2 protein-coding genes are annotated in these 2353 nt (G+C 77.1%); one reads left to right on the top strand and one right to left on the bottom strand.

Going from position 1 to position 2353, the window contains the following annotated elements; translation table 11 throughout:
* The first annotated feature begins 154 nt into the window (after positions 1 to 154).
* Positions 155 to 1294, top strand: coding sequence for a CaiB/BaiF CoA-transferase family protein (locus AB0L34_RS33620; RefSeq protein ID WP_363709691.1), 1140 nt, complete (start codon positions 155 to 157; stop codon positions 1292 to 1294).
* Between the two features lie 133 nt (positions 1295 to 1427).
* On the opposite strand, the gene AB0L34_RS33615 is transcribed toward AB0L34_RS33620, so the two are convergent.
* Positions 1428 to 2294 carry a MauE/DoxX family redox-associated membrane protein gene (locus AB0L34_RS33615; protein ID WP_363709689.1) on the bottom strand — a complete coding sequence of 289 codons (867 nt, stop codon included), beginning with the start codon at positions 2292 to 2294 and terminating at the stop codon, positions 1428 to 1430.
* Positions 2295 to 2353: the final 59 nt, after the last annotated feature.

Genomic DNA, 2353 nt, shown 5'->3' with positions numbered 1-2353 from the left:
TCCTCTGCCGTGCACGTTGGGGGGGGGCGCCCCCCCGCGCCGCCGCCCGTCTTCGTATAGTTCCCTGGCGCCGGGGGCGGGGGGGGGCGGGGGCCCCCCCCCCCCCCCCCCCCAGGGCGCGCGCCCGCGGCGGCAGCGGGTAAGGGGAGGGGCGATGTCGGAGCAGCAGGCCGGGCCGCTGAGCGGCATCCTCGTCGCGGACTTCTCGCGGATCCTGGCCGGGCCGTACGCGACCATGCTGCTCGCCGACCTCGGCGCCGAGGTGGTCAAGGTGGAGGGGCCCGGCGGGGACGACACCCGCGCCTGGATGCCGCCGGTCCGGGAGGGGACGTCCACCTACTACCTCGGCGTCAACCGCAACAAGCGCTCGGTGGTCCTCGACCTCGCCGACCCCGACGACCTCGACGTCGCCCGGCGACTCGTCCGGCGGGCCGACGTCATGATCCAGAACTTCCGCCCCGGCGGGCTGAAGCGCTTCGGCCTCGACTACGACGGCGTCGCCGCCGACAACGAACGGATCGTCTACGCCTCGATCAGCGGCTTCGGCACCGGCGCGGGCGCGGACCTGCCCGGCTACGACCTCATGGTCCAGGCGGCGTCGGGCCTGATGAGCCTCACCGGCGAGCCGGACGGCCCGCCGTACAAGGCCGGTGTCGCCGTGTTCGACGTGATGGCGGGTCTGCACGCGGCCCTCGGCATCCTCGCCGCCCTGCACCACCGCGCCCACACCGGCGTCGGCCAGCACGTCGAGGTGAACCTGCTCTCCTCGGCGTTGTCCGGCCTGGTCAACCACGCCAGCGGCCACGTCGCCGGCGGTGCCGCGCCGTTCCGGATGGGCAACGCCCACCCGAGCCTGTTCCCGTACGAGCCGCTGCCGGCCGCCGACGGCGACCTCGTCGTCATCGCCGGCAACGACGGTCAGTTCCGGAAGCTGTGCGAGGTGCTCGGCCTGCCCGGGCTGCCCGACGACGCCCGGTTCCGGCGCAACCCCGACCGGACCGCGAACCGGGAGGTCCTGCGCCCGATGCTGGTCGAGCGGCTGGTCCGGCGCACCCGCGACGAGTGGTTCCGGGACCTGCGTGCGGCGGGCGTGCCGTGCGCCCCGATCAACACGGTCGACGGCGGCGTCGCCCTGGCCCGGGACCTAGGGCTCGACCCGGTGGTCACCGTCGGCGGGGTGCCGGGCGTCCGCAACCCGATCGGTTTCTCCGCCACGCCGCCCCGGTACGACCTGCCGCCGCCCCGCCTCGACGAGCACGGCGACGAGATCCGTGCCTGGCTGGCCGCCGACTGAGTGGTCGGCCTGGCCCAGCCGCGCCGCACGGTGGAGGGGGACCCGGCCGGCCACGCCACCGCTCACCGAACCCGGCATGGGGTACCGGTTCATGCCCTGACGCCGGTCGTCCGAGGGTGACGTGGGGGAGGCGTCAGACCGGCGCGACGGAGAGCCGAGGGCCGGCGGGCGGCGGCGCGGCGGCCAGGCTGAGCAGGGTGTGCCCGGTGGCGTCGTCGACCACCGCGACCCGCACGGCGTCGGGCTCCCGGTCGGCCAGCGGCACGGCGAACACCGCGGTCGCCGGGCGGCCCCGGTAGCGCGCGGCGTGCCCGACGAAGCGCCAGTCGCCGTCGTCCCAGTGTTCCCGCACGTCGGAGCGGAGCAGCGGGGCCACCCGCCGGTAGGCGTCGCTGAGCTGGAGTTGCTGCACGGTGGCCAGCAGCGGCACGCCGGTGCCGCCGCGCAGCGGATGGGTCAGCCGGGCGCGCAGCCGGCGCAGCGGCAGCAGCCAGGTGGCGTCCAGCTCCGGCGAGAGCGCCACCACCGCCGTCAGTTCGGCGACCAGCACGGCGCCGCCGGCCACCGGCCGCCCGGCGAGTGCGCCCGCCCAGCCGCCGTCGGCCAGCCCCGCCAGCCCGGCCGCCGCCAGCAGCAGCCCGGCCCGGGCCAGGCCGCGGCCGGAGACCGGGGTCGGCCGGGCGCTCAGGCACCCGCAGGATGAGGCGGGGGCGGCGCGCCGGGCGTACGTCAGGTAGGCGAGGAACCCGGCCGTCAGGACGGTCGCGCCGACCGCCTCCAGGGGCAGCGCGGGCGGCAGCACGAGCAGCGCGCCGAGGGCCAGCTCGACACCGCCGAGCAGCCGGTACGCGGGCAGCGCCCGGTGCTGCCCGAGCAGGCGGGCGAGCGCCGACCGGCCGGCCGCCGCGGCGGCGTGCCGGCTGAAGAGCTTCACGCGGGCGGACCAGATCAGCACCGCGCCGACGACCAGCGGTTGCAGCGCCGCGATCATGTCGATCATGTGGCCACTCCGCGCCGACCGTGACGAGCGTGTCCTCCAGGGTCCGCGCCGCCCGCGGG

This window comes from Micromonospora sp. NPDC052213, assembly GCF_040679695.1.
Classification (GTDB): domain Bacteria; phylum Actinomycetota; class Actinomycetes; order Mycobacteriales; family Micromonosporaceae; genus Micromonospora.
Note: the sequence above shows the minus strand (reverse complement) of the source record. Positions and strands in the feature narration are given on the sequence as shown.

What these genes read in the sequence shown, in the direction of transcription:
- AB0L34_RS33620 (WP_363709691.1), top strand. Translation starts at nt 155, where the DNA reads ATGTCGGAGCAGCAGGCCGGGCCGCTGAGCGGCATCCTCGTCGCGGAC.
- AB0L34_RS33615 (WP_363709689.1), bottom strand. Translation starts at nt 2,294, where the DNA reads ATGATCGACATGATCGCGGCGCTGCAACCGCTGGTCGTCGGCGCGGTG.